The following is a 20111-nucleotide window of genomic DNA, read 5'->3' as shown; positions in this document are numbered from 1 at the left end:
GGCTAGATCCGGTATCCGAGGTAGGACTGGGCGACCTGCTCGTCCGCCCGGATCTCCGCCGCCGAGCCCGACAGCACGATCCGGCCGCTCTCCAGCACGTGCGCCTGCCCGGCGATGCCCAGCGCCAGATGTGCGTTCTGTTCCACGACGACCACGGTGGTCCGCTCCTCCTGGTTGATCGATTGGACGATGCCGAACAGCTCCCTGGTCACCAGCGGGGCCAGGCCGAGCGACGGCTCGTCCAGCAGCAGCAGCCGGGGCCGCGACATCAGCGCCCGGCCGATCGCGAGCATCTGCTGCTCACCGCCGCTGAGGCTGCCCGCCGGCTGCTTGACCCGTTCCTTCAGCACGGGGAAGAAGCCGTACACGCGTTCCAGGTCGGCCTGGACGGCGCCCCGGTCCCGCCGCGCGTACGCGCCGAGCCGCAGGTTCTCCTCGACCGTCAGCGGCATGAACGTGCCGCGTCCCTCGGGGACGTGCGCCACGCCGCGGCGGGCGACGGTCTCCGGGGAACGCCCCGACAGCGCCGTCCCGTCGAGCCGGACGGCGCCGCGGCCGCGGATCATCCCGCACAGCGCCCGCAGCAGGGTCGTCTTGCCGGCTCCGTTCGGCCCGAGGATCGCGCAGATCTCGCCCTTGCCGACCCGGAGGCTCACCCCGTGCAGCACCCGCACGTCGCCGTAGCCGGCATGGAGGTCGTCCACCACGAGGAAGTCCTGGTCGGTGCCCTCTGCGGCCGCCGTGGCGTTCGTCGCTTCCGTGGCTTCTGTAGCTTCTGTGGCCTCGCTCGGCTCGCTCATGCGGCTGTCCCCAGGTAGGCCTCGATGACGGCGGGATCGCGCTGGACCTCCTCGGGTGAGCCTTCGGCGATCTTCTTGCCGAAGTCCAGGCAGACCACCCGGTCGCAGGTGCCCATGACGAACCCCATGTGGTGCTCGACGACGATCACGGTGACGTCGAAGTCGTCGCGGATCGACTGGAGCCAGCCGGCGAACTCGTCGACCTCGCCGAGGCTGAGGCCGTTGACGGGCTCGTCCAGCAGCAGCAGCCGGGGGTGGGCGGCCAGGGCGCGGGCCAGCTCGACCCGTTTGAGGGTGCCGAACGGCAGCCCGGCGGCGGGATGGCCGGCGACCGCGGTCAGGTCCAGCCGTTCCAGCAGGTCGTCGGCCTCGCCGCGCAGCCTCCGCTCCTCGCTGCGGACGGACGGCAGCCGCAGGCTCGCGCTGACGAACCCGGCCCGGCCATGGTGATGTGCGCCGACCATGACGTTGTCCCGCACGGACATGCGGGGAAAGAGCCCCAGGTTCTGGAACGTGCGGGCGATCCCGAGCTCGGCGATCGCGTGGGGCGCGACGGCGAGCAGGTCCCGGTCGTCGTAGGTGACGGTGCCCCCGTCGGCGTTGTAGCGGCGGGTCAGGCAGTTGAACAGGGTCGTCTTGCCGGCGCCGTTCGGTCCGATCAAACCCACCATCTCGCCGCGCCGTACCTCGAAGCCGACACCCCCCAGGGCGGTGATGCCTCCGAAGCGAACGGTAAGATCGTGAACCTCCAGCATCCGGCCTCCTGTGCGGGGTGCGGCGGCGCCGCCTCGGGCGGTCGCCACAGAACGGTGTTCTGGAGCAGGGCCCTCACCGTAAAATCCGCCGCTCAGCGCGCACATTGGGCACGGGAACCCAAGATGTGACCTGGGTATTGTCCGTCCCGCACAGCGTGCGTCTCGGACGTGTCACGGACCGTTGACGCTGGAGAGATAGACGGCAATCATCCGGACATGTCCGCTGCACTCAGCACGGGAACGATCAGCGATACGGAGACACTCCGTACCGAACGCTCACGAATCCTCGCCGAACTGCTCCACGTCGTCGACGAGCTGGCGGACAAGGCCGTCGAGACCATGCGCGAGGAGATCCCCGCCTACAGCGCGAAGGGCGCCGACTTCTGCGCCGACGTACGCCAGCAGGTGGGCCGGCACTACCGCACCAAACTCGCCGTGCTCCTGGAGGAACGCACGGTCACCTTCGAGGACATCGCCTTCACGCGGCGCGCCTCGATGCGCCGCGCCCAGGCCGGATTCGCACTGGCCGACTACATCAACGCCTTCCGGGTCGGCCAGCAGGTCTTCTGGGAGGCGGTCGTCGAGCACGCGGGCCGGTCGTACGCCGGTCAGGAGGCGGCGCTGACGCTGGCGTCCCCGCTGATGCGGTACTGCGACTTCGCCAGCACGCACGCCGCCAACGCGTACGCGGAGTTCCAGCAGTACGCCGCGGCGGAGACCGTCCGGGAGAGCCGCGACCTGGTGGAGCTGCTGCTGGGCGGGGAGGCGCCCACGCGCGGGCCGCAGCTCGCGACCGCGCACTCGCACGGCCTGAACCCCGACTCGCGCACCCCGCTGGTGGTGGTGGCGGCCGTCCTGGTGGGGGCGGAGGCCCAGGTGGACGCCCAGCACGCGGCGTGCGCGGCGATCGCCCGGACCGAGGTCAGCAAGCACCGCACGCTCTCGGTCGTGCGGCAGTCGGAGATCGTGGCGGTGCCGTCGCTCGGCCCCGGCGGCGACGTCGGGAAGCTGTGCGACCGGCTCCAGGCCGTCCAGGAGAACCTCCTCGCCGAGGGCATCGTCCTGGCGATGGGGATCAGCACCGTCGTCGAGGGCATGGCGCAGATCCCCCGCGCCTACCAGGAGGCGCGAAGCGTCCTGGACTACCTGCCCGAGGACGGCGGTGTGGCGGCGCTGCCGCGGATCTCGCCGTTCGACTACATGGCGCTGCGGGCCGACGACACCGCCCGGCACCTGGTCGATCCCCGGGTCGCGGAACTGCTGTCGGAGGACCGCATGCGCGGCGGGGTGCTGACCGCCACGATCCGGGCGTTCGCCGCCGCGGACCTGAACCTGCGCGCCGCGGCCGAACAGCTGCAGATCCACCACAACACCGCCCAGTACCGGCTCCGCCGCATCCAGGAGCGGACCGGCCGCAACCTCCGGCACTTCACCGATCTGGTCGATCTGCTGGTCGCCATCGCCCTCCAGGACGTGTTGCCACCCGCCACCAATTCCGGGCGGAAAAGACTGGTCTCCACGACCAATGAGACGGACGGGACCGCCGACGTACCGTCGGCGCATGAACCTCGCTGAGCGCCTCCGGACCGCCGCCGAACGGCTCGGTGCACGGACGGTTCTCACTCTGGACCGGGAGGGGCTCAGCTATCGCGCGCTGGACCTGCTGAGCGCGCGGACGGGTCTGCTGCTGCGAAGACGCGGGATCCGGCCCGGCGACCGGGTCGCCGTGATGCTCCCGAACGTCCCCGAGTTCGCCGTCGTCTACTACGGGGCCATGCGGATCGGTGCGGTGGTCGTCCCGCTCGATCCGCTGCTGAAGCGGCGGGAGATCGCCGCGTATCTCGACGACAGCGGGGCCCGGCTGGTGATCGCGTGGCACGCGTACGCGGAGACCGTCGAGGAGGGGACGGCGGACACGCGGACCGACTTCATGTTCGTGGTGCCGGGCGAGTTCCGCAGGCTGCTGCGCACGATGGCGCCCGAGCCCGACATCGTCCCGAGGGCCGCCGACGACACCGCCGTGATCCTCTACAGCGCCGGGACGACGGGGCGCGCCAAGGGGATCGAGCTCACCCACGGCAACCTCGCCGGCAACGCCGAGACGGTGGCGCGGATGCTCGCGCTCGGCGTGGACGACGTCGTCTTAGGCGCGCTCCCGCTGTATCACGCGTTCGGCCAGACGTGCGCGCTCAACGCCACGATCCACGCGGGCGGGCGGCTCACCCTGCTGCCGCGGTTCGACGCGGGCCGCGCGCTGGAGATCATCCGGCGGGACGGGGTGACGGTGTTCCACGGCGTCCCGGCCATGTACATCGCGCTGCTCGACCAGCCGGGCGTGTCCGACCTGTCGCTGCTGCGGATCTGCGTGTCCGGCGGCGCGGCGATGCCACTGGACGTGCTGCGCGTGTACGAGACGCGGTACGGCTGCCCGATCATCGAGGGCTACGGGCTGAGCGAGACCTCACCGCTGTCGGCGTCCAACCGGGGTGGCCCGGGCCGCCGGCAGGGGTCGATCGGGCAGCCGGTCCGCGAGGTGGAGATGCGGGTCGTCGGCGACGACGGCCGGGAGCTGCCGTGCGGCGAGATCGGAGAGATCATCGTGCGCGGGCCGAACGTGATGAAGGGCTACTGGAACAACCCGGAGGCCACCGCGGACGCGATCCGCGACGGCTGGTTCCACACCGGCGACCTTGGCCGGGTCGACGACGACGGGTTCTTCTTCCTGGTCGACCGGCGCCGCGACGTGATCATCCGGGCGGGCTACACGGTGTATCCGCGGGAGGTCGAGGAGGTCCTGTACGAGCATCCCGCGGTGCGCCAGGCCGCCGTCATCGGCTTCCCTCATCCCGAGGTCGGCGAGGAGATCGCGGCCGCCGTGGCACTGCGCGCCCCCGCGACCGCGGACGAGCTGCGCCTGTGGGTCAGGGAACGGGTGGCCGCGTACAAGTATCCGCGGCGCGTGTGGTTCGTGGACGAGATGCCGACCAGCCCCACCGGCAAGATCCTCAAGCGTGCCCTCGGGCCGTTCCCCGCGGCGGACACCGCGGCGGACACCGCGTCGCCGGACGACCACCCCGGCAGCCTCGCCCCGGCCAGGCGGCAGCACGACTAGTGGCCGCGCCCGCCGGTCGCTCCCGGCGGGCGGCGCACGGCCGGCCCCCGGAGCCGGTGCGGGGGCCTGGCCGGGCACGCTCACGCGGGACGCCCGGCCCGCGCCGGCCGCCGAGCACCCGGACGCCCCTGCCTGCGCAGCCGGTTCAGGACGTGGCGGGCGTCCGCCGCGACCCCGCGCAGCGTGGCGGAGGCGAACGAACGCTGCCACTCCAGCCCGACGTACCCGAGCCCGGAATGGGTGGTGGAGACACCGCCGTCGTGACGTGGCCGCCCGCCGGCGTCGAGCGCGCCGAGCCCGTCCAGGTACTCCACGCCCGGCCGGTACCCGGTCGCCAGCAGCACCACGTCCACCCGCTCCCGGGTCCGGTCGCTCCAGACGACCTGGTCGCCGTCCAGGCGTGTGAACATGGGGCGGCGGTCGGGATTCCCCTTGGCGATGGTGTCCCGGTAGGTGCCGGTGTCCATGACCGGGGTGCCCTTGCCCCCGGTCAGCAGCGGGCGCGCCCAGCCGGCGGTGTCGAGCCCGGTCCGGTGCAGCCAGAGGTGAATGTCCCGTCCCAGGACGCGTTGCGCCATGAAGCGCAGCGGGTGGCGGGTGGCCAGGGTGACCCGCGCGTGGGCGGCCAGCTCGATCGCGATCTGCACGGCCGAGTTCCCGCCGCCCACTATCACCACCCGCCGCCCGGCGAACGGTTCGGGCCGCCGGTACTCGGCCGAGTGCAGGACCGTGCCGGAGAAGGCGTCCAGCCCCGGCAGTTCCGGCCGGTGCGGGCGGCTGAACCCGCCCGTCGCCGCGATCACCAGCGGCGCGGCGAAGACCTCGCCGTCCACCGTGACGGCCTCGAACCCGCCGGAGCCCGTGGCGCTCACCCGTTCGACGCGGTGACCGGTACGGATGTCGGCGTCCAGGCGGGACGCGTAGTCGGCGAGGTAGGCGACGACATCGTCACGCGCGGGGTAGCCGTCGGGGTCGCCGGGGAAGGGCGCGCCGGGCAGGGCACTGCGCCGGGCCGGGGAGAACAGGGTGAGGCCGTCGTAGTACCGCGGCCATGACCCGGCCGGCCGGTCCGCGGCCTCCAGGACGACCGGGCGTCCCATGCCCAGCGCCTGGACGGTGTGCGCGGTGGCCAGACCGGCCTGGCCACCGCCGACGATGACGACCGGTGCGGTGCCGGTGGACGTGCCTGCGGATCCGTTGGTGGACCTGTTGGTGGACATGGCGCGAACATATCAACACTTCATGAAACAACAAAATGTCCGAGGATGCACGGGTGGCCGGTGTCGGCGCTGGAATCATCGCGTTCCTGCACCTGCTGGTCGGGGCGGGCAACGAGACGACCACCAACCTCGTCGGCAACGTCTGGTACTGGGCGTGGCGCCATCCGGCGCAGCGGGCCAAGGGGTTCCAGGGCCGCGTCGCCGACTGGGTCGAAGCCAGGACGCACAGCGGCTCGTCGAAATCGATCAGGCGGCGGGTCTCGCGGTGCGCCAGGATCCGCTCCGGGCGCCGCAGATCCTCCTCGACGACCGCGACGGTGCCGGGGTCGTCGGCCAGCAGCGCGCAGGCGTGGACGCAGACGTTCGGATCGTTGTCGACGTGGACCACGCGCGAGCCGGGCGCCTGCCGGTGAGCGATCTGGTGGACGTTGTCCATGGTGGGCAGGCCGGTGCCGACGTCGAGGAACTGGCGTATCCGGCCGCACACAGTGCGTGCGGCCGGATACGGCCTTCGGTGCTTCCGCCCGCCTCCGCGAGGCGAACCCCCGCCTCAGGGGGCCGGGACGGCGCTTGACTCGCTGTCCCGGTCCCGGGTCCGCCCGACGGTGAAGAATCCGATCAGCGCGGCGATCGCGGCGATGAGCTCACCCGCCAGGCTGATCGTCTTGTCCGCGTACCACGACGGGTCGTACATGCGCGGAATCGGACCGAGCTGCCCGAAGTCGACGAAGTAGTAGATCAGGACGGCGCCGGCGGCGCTAGCGGCGACCAGGAACGCTATCGCGTACGTCCACCTGCGCGCCCACACCAGGACGAGCACGGCCGCCACCGCGGCCGCGATCGCCTGGGCGTAGAACAGCGTGTCCCCTGGAATGGTGTCGCTCGGAGTGTTGGGTCCCGGCGCCATGCCAGGCGCGAAACGCCAGTGGATGATGGCGTCTGCCGCTAGTCCAGCGGCGACGAGTACTCGAAGAACAATGCCCATACCCATGGCACGGTCATACCCGCTCGCCGGATCAAATCCGCCGGACAAACTTCGTCCGGCCGGTTTCAGCCGTCCCGTTTTACCCCTGCCCGCCGCGCCTTGACGCGCAGGTAACTCCAGTACAGGAGGGCGAACAGGATGATTCCGGACAGGATGAGGCCCGACCCGGTGCTCCACCCGCTGAGCGGCAGCCTCGGCTCAAGACCCCACAGCACACCCGCCCCGATCAGGGCCAGCCCCGTCAGCACCGACCCGGTGAGGCGCCACCACGAGGTGACGCTCTCCTCCGCCGCCTGGATCGCCCGCATCCGGACGGGTTCGACGAAGCGGTTCACCGACGGGAACTCGCGGGCGAGGATGAGCAGCCCGGCCAGCACCATCAGCATCCCCGGGCCGGGCAGGACGAGCAGCGAGACGCCGGCCAGCAGAACGGTCCCGCCGACGACGAGCATCACACCGCGTTTGGCGGACCTCCCGTATCCCATGCTCCCCCTCCGTCCGGCGGGACCACCGCCCGCACGGTCCCACGCTAACGGCGGCGGGGTGGGGTCCACGACCCTGGCCTGTCCGGGTCACCGGCCACGCCGGACCCGGTCGGGCCGGGCATCGGGCGGCCCTTGCCCGCAGAGAAAAAACCTTACTGATCCGTGAGTGTGTGCAGGCCACACGAGGTATCGGGTTTTTGGGCACACTTACGGTAAGCCAGATGTTCCTTGTGCAACGTGACCGCTCGATTGACGATGAGGTATGCCCTGAAATCGGACTTATCGGAAGGTGATTGATTGGTCTGCTGTTGCCAGTGAACCGGACTTCAGCATGCTCTTGATCGCCAGAGCCCGACGGCTTCCCCCTGCACTGACAGGCCGACCCCGTGAGAGCGGACACCATGACGCACGATCTACTGTCTCTGTCAACTCATGAGTTCCTCGCCGGCATCGACACGGTCGCCTCCAAGTTCGATTCAGCGACCTATCCGCAGGAGTACCTTTCCCCCGACGGCTGGGCGCTCCTTGTGAGAGCCGGGGTCCGGCTTCCGACTCTGCCCGAGGAGTACGGAGGCCGCGACGACCACGTCGAGATGTGCCGGATCGTCGAGACCACCTCCGAGTGGAACCTGGCGCTCGGCGTGTACGTGATCGTCAACACGGCACTGGCGCTCCTGCCCGTCGTGAAGTGGGCCGGGGACGAGGTCAAACAGGAGATGCTGCCGTTGTTCGCCGGCAGCGAGCCGCTGACGGCCGGGCTCGCCGCCACCGAACCGGGCGCCGGCTCGGCCCTGTCCGCCATGACGACCACTTTCGAGGAGGTCGACGGAGGCTACCGGATCCGCGGCCGCAAGCACTGGCAGGCTCTGAGTTCCTCCGCACACTGGTGGCTGGTCGTCGCGAAGCACGCACACCGCCGCGAGTACGGCTACTTCGTCGTCAGGCGCAACGAGGGATTCCGCACCGTCGAGCTGTTCGAGGCACTCGGATTGAAGCTGCTCGACTACGGAGTCAACGATATCGACGTGATCGTCCCCCGGCACCGGCGGATCGACGCCGAGGAAACCGGCCTGAACTCGGTGGACCTGTTCATGGGTTCCCGGGCGCTGCTGGCGGCGGCGGGAGCCGGATTCCTGCGCCGCATCAGCCGCGAGGCGCACGCGTACGCGGACGGCCGCCAGATAGGGCGGAAGCTGCAGTCGAAAATCGGGTTCGTGAACTACAGGCTCGCGGCCATCGACACCTCCGCCACCATCTGCGAGGCGCTCAGCCACTACGTGCAGACGGCACTGGACCTCAAGGCCGACATGACCCCCGCGTTCCCCGCCGTACAGGCCCTCAAAACCGTCGCCACCGAGAGGATGGTCAGCGCGGCACAGCACTACCAGCAGTTGACCGGCGGTGAAGGCTACCGCTGCGGATCGCCCACCAACATCGCCGGTCAGGCGTTCCTGGACTCACGGGTCTTCACCGTCTTCGACGGCAACAACGACATGCTCAGCCAGCAGCTCGCCGCGCACTGCCTGACCCGGCGGGCCGGCCGGCCGCTCAGCGGATTCCTGGCCGAATGGCCGCTCACGGCGGCCGGCGTCACGACGCTCCAGGCGGACCTGAGCTTCCTCGATCAGCGCCTGAGCCAGGAACATCAGGTCCTGGCCGGCCGCGCCATCGCCTACCTGTTCGCGATCACCCAGGTCCTCGGCTGGGCCGCTGAGACCGGCGCCGACCCCGCCAGGGTCCGGCACGCCATCGAGTTCCTCAGAAACGACATCGCCGGTGTCGCCGCGGAATTCCGCCTGCTGGCCACCGGCATCCTCGACACCAATGGCACGGCGCGGCCGGTCGGCGCCGGGTCCGGCAGCCCGTCCCCGTTCCCGATCCGACACGACCAGGGCGGCGGCGAAGCGGCGACCGCCGTCGGCTGACGACGTACCGGGCGACTAGCCCGGCAGGCCCTCGCGGCGGTGGATCCGGTCGACCAGGTCCGCCGCCCGCCGCTTCATGAGTTCCAGCCCGGCCTTGCCCCACGGGCGCGGTTCGCTGTCCACGACGCAGATCGTGCCGAGAACCGTGCCCGTGCGGTCGGTCAGCGGAGCTCCGGCATAGCTGCGGACCATGAGCTTGTCGACGATCGGATTACCGGCGAAGCGCGGATAGTCGAGAACGTCGTCGAGGATCAGCGCCTTGCGCCGGACGACGACATGCGGGCAGTAGCCCGCGTTGAGGGGAATCCTCGCCCCGAGGATTCCTCCCACGACGGCCGCGGCGGCCGGCGGTGTGTAGACACCGCCGATGAACTGATCGTCGCCGACCAGGTTCACGAAGGCCACCGGGGTGTTGTGGAGCCCAACGAGGTTCTGTGCGTCCACGGCGACTTCATGGGCGAACTCATCGAACTCGTGCTCCCGTGCCTGCCCCAGGCCGAGCTCCCGCAGCCGCGCCGCACGCTGGGACGCCTCATGGTCGGTCGGTATCAATGAACGGGCGGAGAGTTCGTATTCCTGGTCACTGGACTGATACGTCACGGGGACCTCCATGTATGGCTGGGTGTGCGATGGCGGAGCATGATCATTGCGGTTCTGCGTCAGACGGAGGCGGAGGAGGCGGCTGCGATAAGGTGCTGGATCAGGGCCCTCAGCGCCGAAATGGCCGAGAGGTGGTCCCGTGCGTCGCACAGCACGATCGGCACGCGCGGACCGAGTCCGAGGGCGGATCGCACCTCGTCGGGTCCGTAGCGGTATGCGTTGTCGAACTCGTTCACCGCGACGAGGAACTTGGTTCCCCGGTTCTCGAAGAAGTCGACGGCCTCGAAGCAGTCTTCCAGGCGGCGGGTGTCGGCGAGCACGATGGCGCCCAGCGCTCCGGCGGACAACTCGTCCCACAGGAACCAGAAACGCCGCTGCCCCGGAGTTCCGAACAGGTAGAGAACGATCCCGTGCTGTTCGAGCGTGATTCTGCCGAAGTCCAGCGCCACGGTCGTGGTCGACTTGCCCTCCACTCCTCCGAGGTTGTCGATTCCGACGCTGGCCGTGGTGATGAGTTCCTCGGTGCTCAGCGGCTCGATCTCGCTCACGGCACCGACGAACGTCGTCTTCCCGACGCCGAAACCACCCGCTATGAGAATCTTGACCTGGGTGCTGGGCACCTCAGACTCGCTGTAGGCCATCGAGCAGTTTCTCCAGAAGGGCTCGGTCGGTGGGGTCGGTCGCGGAATAAGCCGTTTGTAGCTCTATTGCCCTGCGCTCCACCAGATCGGAAAGGACGATCTTGGTGACGATCACGGGAAGCCGCAGATGCGCCGCGACCTCGGCGACCGAGGTCGGCGTGCGGCACACCTCAAGCGCCTTGCCGTGCTCCGGATCCATGGCCGGCGGAAGCGGGCCGGCCGCCACCACCAGGGACAGCAGGTCCAGGTCGACGGTCGGATGGGTGCGGCCGGCGGTCACCGTGTACGGGCGTATCAGCGGCCCGGCGTCCTCGTCGAGCCAGACCTCGTCGGAACCGGCCGTCATAGCGATCGATTTCCATTGACGGTCGATGCCGCCGACCGTGCCGCGGTGTGCAGGAAGGGTTGCACGGACTTGATCAGCCGGACCATCTCCAAACCGACGATGGCCGGGTCGGCCTCCGCCTTCGCCAGCACCGCCAGCACGGAATTGGAACCGGCCCACGAGATGAACAGCTGGCTGGATTTGAGCTCCGCCACCACCTGCCGTACCTCGTTGCTGTGGTCGAACTTCGTTCCGGCGCTGCGCGCTATGGAGAAGAGGCCCGACGCGAGCGCGGCGAACTGTTCCGCACTGGTGCGGTCGAAGCCATAGGCCGCCTTCAGCATGCCATCGGAGGACAGCAGCACGCTGCCGCGTATGAGCGGAACCTCCTCGCCCAGCCCCCGCAACAGCCAAGCAAGGTCCTGGGTCTGGTTCGGGGAGACAGCACTCAATGGACGCTCCTTATCATTCGTGATCCTCGTCAGTTCGGACCGTCGGGACCATCTGCAGCGGCGTCATTCTCCTGAGCACTGCGCAGGCCCTTCTGAAATGCCGCCATCAACCGGGGGTTCGGTTCGATCTCCTGCTCTTCCTCTTGGAGAGCGGGGGCCGTGGCCAGTTCGGGCACCAGGTGGGTCTGGGCCTGGCGTTGCGGCAACCGCGGCCGTTCACCGGGGGCGCCCGGAAGGCCCGGCCCGGTGCCGGAGTCCGGCACTCCGGCCGGGGAGCCGGACGGCTGCGCGGGCGTGGCCGGGCGCTCGTCGTGCGCGGGGACCGGTGGGTCGGGCAGCCGGGCATCGAGGACATGGGGGTCGCTGAACGTCAGACTCGGCCGGGCCTCGACGCCCTCCTCGAAGCCGGGGAGAGACGCCGGCTGCGAGGGTGAGGCCGCGGCGGGCACCGATGCGCTCAACACGGCCTGCGGCGGAGCCGGCCGGGGGGTCACCGCTTTCGTCTGGGACCGCACCTCGGCCTCCTCTGCGTCGCTGCCGTCCAGTTCCTTGGGCACGACGACGATGGCCTGTGTGCCGCCGTAGACATTGCCCTGGAGCTGCACGCGGGTCTTGTGGCGGCGAGCGAGCGCGGAGACCACGAGGAGTCCGATGCGCCCGTCCTTCAGCAGTTCGTCGGGGTCGGCCCGCTCGGGTTCGGCGAGCAGGGCGTTCAGCCGCCGCTGGTCCCCCCGCGGAATGCCGAGGCCGCGGTCCTCGACCTCGATGGCCAGGCCCGCGCTGACGTTCTCGACGCGGATGAGCACCTGCGTCTCCGGCGGGGAGAACTTGGTCGCGTTCTCGATGAGTTCGGCCAGCAGATGGACGACGTCCGCGACCGCACCGCCGTGCAGGTTCCCGTCGATGGGCGGCACCACCTTGACGCGGTGGTAGTGCTCCACCTCGGCGATGGCCGAGCGCAGCACCTCGTACACGGTCACCGGCTTGGTCCACTGGCGGCGCGACGGGGTGCCGCCGAGCACGGCGAGGCTCTCGGCCTGGCGGCGCAGGCGGGTGTTGAGGTGGTCTACCTTGAACAACCCTTTGAGGAGGTCCGGGTCCTCGACCTGGTTCTCCAGGGCGTCGAGGCCCTGGATGGCCCGGTGGGACAGCGACTGCATCCGCCGGGCGAGGTTGACGTAGACGCCGACCCGCTGGCCGACGTCGCCGGCGGGTTCGCGGCTCGCGACGTCGAGCATGGCGTTCCAGGCCGCGGCCTGGGCCCTTTGCAGCTCGTACGTGAGGAGCATGACGGCGTCGCCGGTGTCGGGGACGGGGAGGTCCTCGCTGCACGGTGCGGCCTTCTCACCGGTGCTGAGCCCCTCGGCCAGCCTCTGCAGGTCCCGCCGGCCGCGGGCTACCAGGAAACCCAGCTCGCCCAGCCGCCGCTGCAGGTGGACGGCCGATCGGGTGCGCTGCTGATGCACCCGGCGGGTCGCCGCCTCCGCCGCCGCGACGGCGGCTCCCAGGGTGATCGCGGCCCCTACGACCGCCATGGCGAGCAGCAGGCGCGTCTGGCGGCTCACGGCGTCTCCGTCGTACAGGACCGCCACGGCGGCGAGGCCGAGAAGTCCCACAATGGCGGCGGGAACCAAGGAAATGGTCAGGTGAAAGGCGCGTATGCCGCTCTGTCGACCACTGCTCTTCCGGCGTTCACCACGGGTCAGCGACCTGCCGGTTCGTCGGACGTCCTGGTGCTCGGCGCCGGCGGCAGGTTCGAAGAAGTCAGGCATCGGCGTCCTCGGTGCGTCGACAGCAAGATCACGATTCTGAGTGACGCGTACGCATACGTGTACAGCTCGTATCTAGGCTGACACAACGCCCCATCAAGGAAGTGCGGATTGCCGAAGTTCCGGCGGCCCATGGGCAGTATTTAGCAATCCGTCCGGAAATGTCCAAGTTTCGCCCTACTTGACGGCCATCGTCACCGGGCACCGCAAGCCGGTTCAACGAAAGGGACAGCTGCAAACGATGGAAAGGGCGGTCGGTGATGCGATACGGGGCGGCTGACGGGTGGTAGAACCGATCTCACGCACGGAACGGGGGATGACAGGGGGCGGCCCCGCCCCGGGGCGGGGGGCGGGGCCGCGGGCCGCGCGGGACCGGGCGACGGTCGCCCGCGCGGCAGATCTCAGTGTTTGGTCGCCTCTTCGGCACCCGCACCGGTGAGGGAGCGGACCTCGATCTCGGCGTACTTGGCCGCGTTGAACTCCTTACTGAGAACGGTGCCGATGAAGCCGGCCAGGAAGCCGAACGGAATGGAGATGATCCCCGGGTTGCTCAGCGGGAACCAGCTCCAGTCGGAGTCGGTGAACAGGGCCTTCTCGGAACCGGAGACGACCGGGGAGAAGGCGACCAGGAAGATCGCCGAGCCGAGACCGCCGTAGATCGCGGAGACGGCGCCCTGGGTGTTGAACCGCTTCCAGAACAGGCTGTAGAGGATCGCGGGCAGGTTTCCGGACGCGGCGACCGCGAAGGCCAGGGCGACGAGGAACGCCACGTTCAGGCGCTGGGCGAAGATGCCGAGGACGATCGCGACGGCGCCGATGACGAAGGCGGAGATGCGGGCGACGCGGACCTCTTCGCGCTCGGTGGCCTTGCCCTTGCGGAACACGTGGGCGTACAGGTCGTGGGCGAACGACGAGGACGACGCCAGGGTGAGACCGGACACGACCGCCAGGATCGTCGCGAACGCGACCGCCGCGATCACCGCCAGCAGGATCGTGCCGCCCGCGGAACCGAACACGAGTTCGCCGACGCGTTCGGCGAGTTGCGGTGCCGCGGTGTTGCCCGCCGCGTTCTCGGCGCGGATCTCGTCGCTGCCCACGAGGGCGGCGGCGCCGAAGCCGAGGACGAGGCTGAGCAGGTAGAAGGCGCCGATGATCCCGATGCCCCACATCACGGACTTGCGGGCGTCGCGGGCCGTCGGAACGGTGTAGAAGCGGATCAGGATGTGCGGCAGCCCGGCGGTGCCGAGGACGAGGGCCAGGCCGAGGCTGATCAGGTCGAGCTTGCCGGACAGGCCCTGCTCCTCGGTGCCGTACCGCAGGCCGGGCTCCAGGAACTTCCCGCCCTCGCCGCTCTGCGCCGCCGCGTCGTTCAGCAGGCTGGACAGGTTGAAGCCGAACTCGGCGAGGACCAGGATCGTCACGAGGGTCGCGCCCGTCATCAGCAGGCACGCCTTGACGATCTGGACCCAGGTGGTGCCCTTCATGCCGCCGAACACGACGTACACGATCATCAGGATGCCGACCATCGCGATCGTGGCGCCCTTGGCGAACTCGCTGGTGAAGCCGAACAGCAGGACGACCAGGGCGCCCGCGCCGACCATCTGCGCCAGCAGGTAGAAGATCGACACGACGATGGTGGAGACGCCGGCGGCGGTGCGGACGGGACGGGGGCTCATCCGGAACGCCAGCACGTCCGCCATCGTGAACCGGCCCGAGTTCCGCAGCAGTTCCGCGACGAGCAGCAGCGCCACGAGCCAGGCGACGAGGAACCCGATCGAGTACAGGAACCCGTCATAGCCGTAAAGCGCGATGAGCCCGGCGATGCCGAGGAAGGACGCGGCGGACATGTAGTCGCCGCCGATCGCGAGTCCGTTCTGCGCGCCGGAGAAGGAGCGGCCGCCCGCGTAGAAGTCGGTGGCGTCCTTGGTGTTCCGGCTGGCCCAGACGGTGATCGCCAGCGTGGCGGCGACGAAGGAGACGAACAGCAGGATCGACAGGGTTTCGTGGCTCATCGGGCCTCCTCCGCGGTCCCGGCGGTCTCGGCTTCGATGTCCGCGCGGATCTTGTCGGCGGCCGCGTCGAGGTTGCGCTCGGCGTGCCGCGAGTAAAGCCACGCGATGGCGAACGTCGACACGAACTGAAGCAGCCCGAAGTACAGGGCGATGTTGAACGGGCCGACTTCCTTGCCCATGAAGCCGCGCGCCCACCCGGACATCACGACGTAGAGCAGGTACCAGCTGAGGAATGCCGCGGTCATGGGAAATGCGAATCTACGGAATCTGCGCCGGAGATCCTGGAACTCCGTGGTGCTCTGGAACCGTTCATATACGGTGCCGGAGGCGTTCTTATCGACGGACACGACCGCCCCTCCTCTTTTGTGACGCCGGTCACGCGCCACGGTATGGACGAGGCCGGGAACGATCGAGGGGGCGGGCGCGGGGCTGCGTTCAGCTGCCGTTCATCGTCGCTGGTCTGCGAGCCCTGTCGGTGAACGGTTCGTTTGACGCGATGAACGGTCACACCCGTTTCGCCACGTCCCACGGTCGACAGCGAGCGACTCCGGCGTGTGCAGGCGCACGGTCACACCCGTTTCGGTCGCCACGTCCCGCGGTCCACGGCCAGCGACTCCGGCGCATGCAGGCGCACGGTCACACCCGTTTCGGTCGCCACGTCCCGCGGTCGACAGCGAGCGACTCCGGTGTATGCAGGCGCACCATCATGCGCGCGACGCCGGGCGGTACCCGTCCCGGCGTGCACCACGACACGACGATCATGGTGGCGAACGCGACCGGGACCGTCCAGGCGGCGGGTTCGGCGAGCAGCGCGCCGATGAACCCGCCCGGCGGCCCCGCCGCGATCGTCACGATCACCGCGGTGCCGGCGAGGACGCCGCCGGCGGTGAGGCCGGCGAGCGCGCCCGGCACGGTCAGTTTCCGCCACCAGACGCCGAGGACCAGCAGCGGGCAGAACGTGGACGCGGCGACGGCGAACGCCAGCCCGACGACGTCGGCGACGGGGAGCGAACGGGCCGTGATCGCCAGCGTGAGGGGGACGACGAGTGCGAGCAGCGTGCCGACGCGGAACGAGCGCACCCCGCCGCGCAGGATGTCCTGCGCGATCACCCCGGCGACGGACACGGTGATCCCGGACGAGGTGGACAGGAACGCCGCGACCGCGCCGCCGGTCACCAGCGCGCCGAGGAGGTCGCCGCCGGCGCCGCCGATGAGCCGCCCGGGGAGGGTGAGGACGACGGCGTCGGCGCGTCCCGTCATCAGCAGTTCGGGGGTGTAGAGGCGTCCGAGCGCCCCGTACAGGGCGGGCAGCAGGTAGAAGGCGCCGAGCAGGGACAGCACCATCACGGTCGTGCGGCGCGCGGCCCGCCCGTCGGGGTTGGTGTAGAAGCGCACGAGGACGTGCGGGAGCCCCATCGTCCCGAGGAACGTGGCGAGGATCAGCGAGTACGTGGCGTAGAGGGAGTGGGGGCGGCCGTCCAGCGGCATCGCCCACTCGTGGTCGGTGGTGACGGGCCGGTCGCTCACGTGGGGCACGTCGGCGCCGGCGGGGAACGTGACGGACGTGTTCTGCGCGATGTGATGCGGGCCGGGGTTCAGGGTGAGCGGGGCCGCGTCGTAGGGCCGCCCGTCCACCCGCCCGTCCACGACGACCTGGATGGGGGTCGTGACGTCGACGGTGACGGCGAGGCCGACGGAGACGGTGGTGCGGTCGGCGAACTGCGGCGGCGTGTCCCCCGACAGGCCGGGCGCGCCGTCGTACCGCCAGGCCAGCAGCAGGAAGATCAGCGGGACGGCGAGCGCCGTGAGCTTCATCCAGTACTGGAACGCCTGGACGAGGGTGACGCTGCGCATGCCGCCGACGAGGACGTTGACGGCGACGACGACGGCGACGAGGACGCCGCCCGTCCACACCGGCCAGCCCGTCACCGTCCGCAGCACCAGCCCGGCGCTCTGGAACTGGGGCAGCAGGTACAGCCAGCTGATCAGCACGACGAGGATGCTGGCGACGCGGCGCACCGACATGGACTCCAGCCGCGCCTCGGCGAAGTCCGGCAGCGTGTACGCGCCGGAGCGGCGCAGCGGCGCCGACACCAGGACGAGCAGGACGAGGTAGCCGCCCGTCCAGCCGACGGGCAGCCACAGCATGTCGGCGCCGTAGGCGAGGATGAGCCCGGCGATGCCGAGGAACGACGCGGCGGACAGGTATTCGCCGCCGATCGCCGACGCGTTGCGCAGCGGCGTGACCGTGCGGGACGCCACATAGAAGTCGGAGGTGGTGCGGGAGATGCGCCCGAGCACGCCGATGAGGATGGTGGCGACGACGACCAGCAGGACCCCGGCGAGTCCGTAGGCGGCGTTCATGGCCGGCCGGCGGACGCGTCACGGGAGTCGGGCACGTCACCCGCGGCCGGCACGTCACCGGCGGCGGGCGTGTCACCGGCGGCGGGCACGTCACCGGCGGCGGGCATGTCGTTGAGGGCCGGGGTCCGGTCGACCAGTTCGGCGAAGTCGTCCTCGTTGCGTTCGGCCTGCCGGACGTACCACCAGCCGCAGGCCACGAACCACGGGTAGATCAGCCCGCCGAGCACCACCCACGGCAGCGGCAGGCCGAGCAGTTCCTGTTCGCGCACTTCGGGGGCCAGGACGAACAGCAGCGGCAGCCCGATCACCACGGCGGCCAGCACCAGGCACAGCCTGAGCGCGAGCCGGAGCTGGGTGCGCAGCAGCGAGCGCATGTACGCCTCGCCGAGACCGGTCTGCTCGTCGATCTCCAGGGTGACGGGGTAGCGGGGCCGGCGGACGGCGCGGGTCCGCGGCCCGGTCACCAGGACCCGGCCGGGCGCCATCGCGGTCGGCCGCTCGCCCGGACCCGGCCCATTCGGAGCGGGCCCGGCGGGAGGCGGCTCGCCTGGGGCGGGCTCGCCGGGGCTCAGGGGGATCGCCTCGCCCTGCGCACGAGCAGGTCGCGCAGCTCACGCACGTGCCTGCGGCTGACCGGCAGCTCCGCGTCGCCGACCAGGACGGTGCAGCGCCCCGAGTCCAGCCGCAGCTCCTTGATCGCCGACAGCGCGACCAGGTGGCTGCGGTGCACCCGGACGAACCCGGCGCCGGTCCAGCGTTCGCTCAGCGCGGCCAGCGGGATCCGCACCAGATGGCTTCCGGTGGACGTGTGCAGCCGCGCGTAGTCGCCCTGCGCCTCGACGTAAAGAACCTCGGCGGGGGTGACGAACCGGGTGACCCCGCCCAGCTCGACGGGCATCGGCTCCGGCTCGGCCGGGTCCGCGGCCTCGTCGTCGTCCTCGTCGGTGGCCTCGGTCACGCGCCTGATGGCCTCGTTCAGCCGCTCGGGCCGGACCGGCTTGAGGATGTAGTCCGTCGCCTTGATCTCGAACGCGTCGACGGCGTGGCCCTCGTAGGCGGTGACGAAGACGATCTTCGGCGCGCGGGCGAACTGCGCCAGCACCCGGCCGAGGACGGTGCCGTCCAGGCCGGGCATCCGGATGTCGAGGAAGACCGCGGCGATGGGACGTCCCTCGGCGAGGGCCCGGTCGAGTTTGCGGAGCGCGGCGGCGCCGTCCCGGGCGGTGTGGATCTCGCCGATGCGCGGGTGGGCGCTCAGCAGGTGCACGAGGTCGTCCAGCGCGGGCGCCTCGTCGTCCACGGCCAGGACACGTAGGCCCACGACACCGTCCCTTCCCACGTAGCACGGACATTCCAGTCAATGCACGCCCGAGAGTCAAGAGCTCAGGACGCGGTCACGCCGGGCCGGTACTTGGGCACGCGCACGGTCACACCTCAGGACGCGGTCACGCCTCAGGACGCGGTCACGCCGGGCCGGTACTTGGGCACGCGGACGATGACCTTCGTGCCGGCGCCCGGCCCGGTCTCGACGGCGAGCCCGTACTCGTCGCCGTACACCTGCCGCAGCCGGTCGTCGACGTTGGCGAGCCCGATCCCGGCCGCGTCGCCGTCGTCGGTCGGCGGGCGCACCTCGCCCGCCAGCAGGCGCCGGACGTCGTCGGGGTCCATGCCGATCCCGTCGTCCTCCACGCTGATCACGCAGTCGGATCCGGCGTCCTCGGCGACGATCGTGATGAGCCCGGGCTCCGACCTGTCCTGCAGGCCGTGCCGGACGGCGTTCTCCACGAGCGGCTGCAGGGACAGGAACGGCACGGCGACCGGCAGCACCTCGGGCGCGATCCGCAGCGTCACCCGGAGCTGCTCCCCGAACCGGGCGCGCTGCAGCAGCAGGTACCGGTCGATGGAGCGCAGTTCCTCGGCGAGCGTGGTGAAGTCGCCGTGCCGCCGGAACGAGTAGCGGGTGAACCCGGCGAACTCCAGCAGCAGCTCCCGGGCCCGCTCGGGGTCGGACCGGACGAACGAGGCGATGGTGGTCAGCGAGTTGTAGATGAAGTGCGGTGAGATCTGGGCCCGCAGCGCCCGCATCTCCGCCTCCATCAGCAGCGTCCGCGAGTGGTCGAGTTCGGCCAGCTCGAGCTGTGCGTCCACCCACTGGGCGACCTCCTCGGCGGCGCGGATAAGGCCGGCGGGGGTGTCCTCCCCGTAGGCGGCGAGCGTCCCGATGACGCGGTCGTCGGTGGCGAGGGGCACCACCACGACCCGCCGGATCGGGCAGTCCAGCCGGTCGCAGGTCACGTCGTGGACCTGGGTGCGCCCGTTGTTCAGGGTGACCTCGGCGTGGTTGGGGCCTTCCTCCGCGTGGTGGTCGTGTTCCCCGTCCCAGGCCAGCAGCCGCTCTCCGTCGGTGATCGCCAGCGCGGCGCAGTCGAGCAGGGCCCGCAGTTGCCGGGCGGCCTTCTGCGCGCCCTGCTCGGTCAGCCCGGCCCGGAACGCGGGCGCGGCCCGGGACGCGGTGTGCAGCGTCTCGAACGTCGCGCGCCGCGCGGGCCCGCCCAGGTCACCGCCGCGTCCCTGCCGCCGCCACCACACCAGCGCCGGAATCCACGTCACCAGCAGCGTCGCGATGACGGCAATGACCACGTTCATCCCGCAAACCTACGCCGCGT

General features: G+C 70.5%; 19 protein-coding genes and 1 pseudogene. 3 read left to right on the top strand and 17 right to left on the bottom strand.

Translation table 11 applies throughout. The features are described from left to right. Positions 1 to 2: 2 nt before the first annotated feature. Both ACGFK0_RS28520 and ACGFK0_RS28515 read right to left on the bottom strand, forming a co-directional pair. Positions 3 to 800 carry an ABC transporter ATP-binding protein gene (locus tag ACGFK0_RS28520; protein ID WP_392910202.1) on the bottom strand — a complete coding sequence of 266 codons (798 nt, stop codon included), beginning with the start codon at positions 798 to 800 and terminating at the stop codon, positions 3 to 5. After that, complete coding sequence (locus tag ACGFK0_RS28515) at positions 797 to 1555, bottom strand: ABC transporter ATP-binding protein (RefSeq protein WP_392910200.1); 759 nt, start codon at positions 1553 to 1555, stop codon at positions 797 to 799. The genes ACGFK0_RS28520 and ACGFK0_RS28515 overlap by 4 nt, the downstream gene beginning before the upstream one ends. Before the next feature lie 216 nt (positions 1556 to 1771). On the opposite strand from ACGFK0_RS28515, the gene ACGFK0_RS28510 reads away from it, so the two are divergent. Both ACGFK0_RS28510 and ACGFK0_RS28505 read left to right on the top strand, forming a co-directional pair. After that, on the top strand, positions 1772 to 3130 hold the full coding sequence (locus ACGFK0_RS28510; protein WP_392910198.1) for a PucR family transcriptional regulator: 1359 nt from the start codon (positions 1772 to 1774) through the stop codon (positions 3128 to 3130). Next, a complete protein-coding gene (locus ACGFK0_RS28505; protein ID WP_392910196.1) occupies positions 3117 to 4667 on the top strand; it encodes a long-chain fatty acid--CoA ligase in 1551 nt (516 codons plus the stop codon). Before ACGFK0_RS28510 ends, ACGFK0_RS28505 begins: the two co-directional genes overlap by 14 nt. Before the next feature lie 80 nt (positions 4668 to 4747). On the opposite strand, the gene ACGFK0_RS28500 is transcribed toward ACGFK0_RS28505, so the two are convergent. The 4 genes and pseudogenes from ACGFK0_RS28500 to ACGFK0_RS28485 form a co-directional block, all read right to left on the bottom strand. Then, complete coding sequence (locus ACGFK0_RS28500) at positions 4748 to 5887, bottom strand: flavin-containing monooxygenase (protein ID WP_392910194.1); 1140 nt, start codon at positions 5885 to 5887, stop codon at positions 4748 to 4750. 274 nt (positions 5888 to 6161) lie between these two features. Beyond that, positions 6162 to 6323: pseudogene (locus tag ACGFK0_RS28495) on the bottom strand (SAM-dependent methyltransferase); the annotation flags it as partial. Positions 6324 to 6437: 114 nt separating this feature from the next. After that, a complete protein-coding gene (locus tag ACGFK0_RS28490; protein WP_392910193.1) occupies positions 6438 to 6794 on the bottom strand; it encodes a hypothetical protein in 357 nt (118 codons plus the stop codon). Positions 6795 to 6937: 143 nt separating this feature from the next. Beyond that, the gene (locus tag ACGFK0_RS28485; RefSeq protein ID WP_392910192.1) at positions 6938 to 7357 is read right to left on the bottom strand and encodes a PGPGW domain-containing protein; all 420 of its coding nucleotides are present in this window, start codon (positions 7355 to 7357) and stop codon (positions 6938 to 6940) included. Between the two features lie 401 nt (positions 7358 to 7758). On the opposite strand from ACGFK0_RS28485, the gene ACGFK0_RS28480 reads away from it, so the two are divergent. Then, on the top strand, positions 7759 to 9282 hold the full coding sequence (locus tag ACGFK0_RS28480; protein ID WP_392910190.1) for an acyl-CoA dehydrogenase family protein: 1524 nt from the start codon (positions 7759 to 7761) through the stop codon (positions 9280 to 9282). Between the two features lie 15 nt (positions 9283 to 9297). Here the strand turns inward: ACGFK0_RS28480 and ACGFK0_RS28475 are convergent, their stop codons facing one another. From ACGFK0_RS28475 to ACGFK0_RS28425, 11 genes are all read right to left on the bottom strand, one after another. Beyond that, positions 9298 to 9882 carry a GAF domain-containing protein gene (locus ACGFK0_RS28475; protein WP_392910188.1) on the bottom strand — a complete coding sequence of 195 codons (585 nt, stop codon included), beginning with the start codon at positions 9880 to 9882 and terminating at the stop codon, positions 9298 to 9300. A gap of 59 nt (positions 9883 to 9941) precedes the next feature. Continuing rightward, the gene (locus ACGFK0_RS28470) at positions 9942 to 10523 is read right to left on the bottom strand and encodes an ATP/GTP-binding protein (RefSeq protein ID WP_392910186.1); all 582 of its coding nucleotides are present in this window, start codon (positions 10521 to 10523) and stop codon (positions 9942 to 9944) included. Then, positions 10504 to 10869 (bottom strand): DUF742 domain-containing protein, encoded by a 366-nt coding sequence (locus ACGFK0_RS28465; protein WP_392910184.1) that lies wholly within the window; start codon positions 10867 to 10869, stop codon positions 10504 to 10506. The genes ACGFK0_RS28470 and ACGFK0_RS28465 overlap by 20 nt, the downstream gene beginning before the upstream one ends. After that, positions 10866 to 11300, bottom strand: coding sequence for a roadblock/LC7 domain-containing protein (locus ACGFK0_RS28460; protein WP_392910181.1), 435 nt, complete (start codon positions 11298 to 11300; stop codon positions 10866 to 10868). The genes ACGFK0_RS28465 and ACGFK0_RS28460 overlap by 4 nt, the downstream gene beginning before the upstream one ends. Before the next feature lie 29 nt (positions 11301 to 11329). Next, positions 11330 to 12865, bottom strand: a complete 1536-nt coding sequence (locus ACGFK0_RS28455; protein WP_392910179.1) for an ATP-binding protein — start codon at positions 12863 to 12865, stop codon at positions 11330 to 11332. Positions 12866 to 13470: 605 nt separating this feature from the next. Beyond that, positions 13471 to 15081: a cation acetate symporter gene (locus ACGFK0_RS28450; RefSeq protein ID WP_392910176.1), complete on the bottom strand. Its 1611-nt coding sequence runs from the start codon at positions 15079 to 15081 to the stop codon at positions 13471 to 13473. Next, positions 15078 to 15428, bottom strand: coding sequence for a DUF485 domain-containing protein (locus ACGFK0_RS28445; RefSeq protein ID WP_392910174.1), 351 nt, complete (start codon positions 15426 to 15428; stop codon positions 15078 to 15080). The genes ACGFK0_RS28450 and ACGFK0_RS28445 overlap by 4 nt, the downstream gene beginning before the upstream one ends. Positions 15429 to 15717: 289 nt before the next feature. After that, entirely contained in the window at positions 15718 to 17445 is a 1728-nt protein-coding gene (locus tag ACGFK0_RS28440; protein ID WP_392910172.1) for a cation acetate symporter, read from the bottom strand. Then, positions 17442 to 17930, bottom strand: a complete 489-nt coding sequence (locus tag ACGFK0_RS28435; protein ID WP_392910170.1) for a hypothetical protein — start codon at positions 17928 to 17930, stop codon at positions 17442 to 17444. Before ACGFK0_RS28435 ends, ACGFK0_RS28440 begins: the two co-directional genes overlap by 4 nt. A gap of 83 nt (positions 17931 to 18013) precedes the next feature. Continuing rightward, positions 18014 to 18766 (bottom strand): LytR/AlgR family response regulator transcription factor, encoded by a 753-nt coding sequence (locus tag ACGFK0_RS28430; protein WP_392910168.1) that lies wholly within the window; start codon positions 18764 to 18766, stop codon positions 18014 to 18016. A gap of 131 nt (positions 18767 to 18897) precedes the next feature. Next, positions 18898 to 20091, bottom strand: a complete 1194-nt coding sequence (locus tag ACGFK0_RS28425; RefSeq protein ID WP_392910166.1) for a sensor histidine kinase — start codon at positions 20089 to 20091, stop codon at positions 18898 to 18900. Positions 20092 to 20111 lie beyond the last annotated feature (20 nt).

Origin of the sequence: Spirillospora sp. NPDC048823, from assembly GCF_043198445.1 — a bacterium.
In the GTDB taxonomy this organism is placed as follows: Bacteria; Actinomycetota; Actinomycetes; order Streptosporangiales; family Streptosporangiaceae; genus Spirillospora.
The sequence above is the reverse complement of the archived record's forward strand: the minus strand, read 5'-3'. Positions and strand labels throughout refer to the sequence as shown.